Origin of the sequence: Thiothrix sp. UBA5583 (genome assembly GCA_002425225.1) — a bacterium.
In the GTDB taxonomy this organism is placed as follows: Bacteria; Pseudomonadota; Gammaproteobacteria; order Thiotrichales; family Thiotrichaceae; genus Thiothrix; species Thiothrix moscowensis.
Genome location: DILV01000039.1, coordinates 135164 through 135688, shown reverse-complemented (window position 1 = coordinate 135688; position 525 = coordinate 135164). Strand labels below are relative to the sequence as shown.

The window sequence follows — 525 nt, the reverse complement described above, 5'->3', positions numbered from 1 at the left end:
AGGTACGTGTGGCGGAACATTGAGTGGTAACACCTTCACCACCAATGCGGTGACGGCGGGTTGCACAGTGGTCGCTAGTTTTGTAGCCAAGAGCAACCAAACCATTACGTTTGCAGATTTGAGTAACAAAGCATTGGGTGATGCAGATTTCAACATCAGCGCGACGGCTAGTTCCAATCTGACCGTGAGTTTCAGCAGCCAAACGCTAGGTGTATGTACAGTGGCAGGTACGAGCGTACATCTGGTGGATGCGGGGACGTGTACGATCCGCGCCAGCCAAGCAGGGAATAGCACATATAACGCAGCAGCGGATGTGGATAGAAGTTTTACCGTCAGCCCCGCCGCTGTGAATGGCAGTTGCGGAAATGATAGTGGCGCAACGTTGACCAGTCAGCCGACCAACCTGTGTACCGTGGGTACAGCCTCTAACGTCACTACCGGGAACAGCAGTTATAACTGGAGTTGCACCGGCCTTTACAGTGGAAGCACTGCAAATTGTTTTGCCACCCGCCACTACAGCGTTAC

General features: G+C 53.0%; 1 protein-coding gene. It reads left to right on the top strand.

What is annotated here, in order from left to right; translation table 11 throughout:
* Window positions 1-525: hypothetical protein (locus B2U47_RS16795; RefSeq protein WP_296688459.1), on the top strand; the 525-nt coding region annotated here is incomplete at both ends.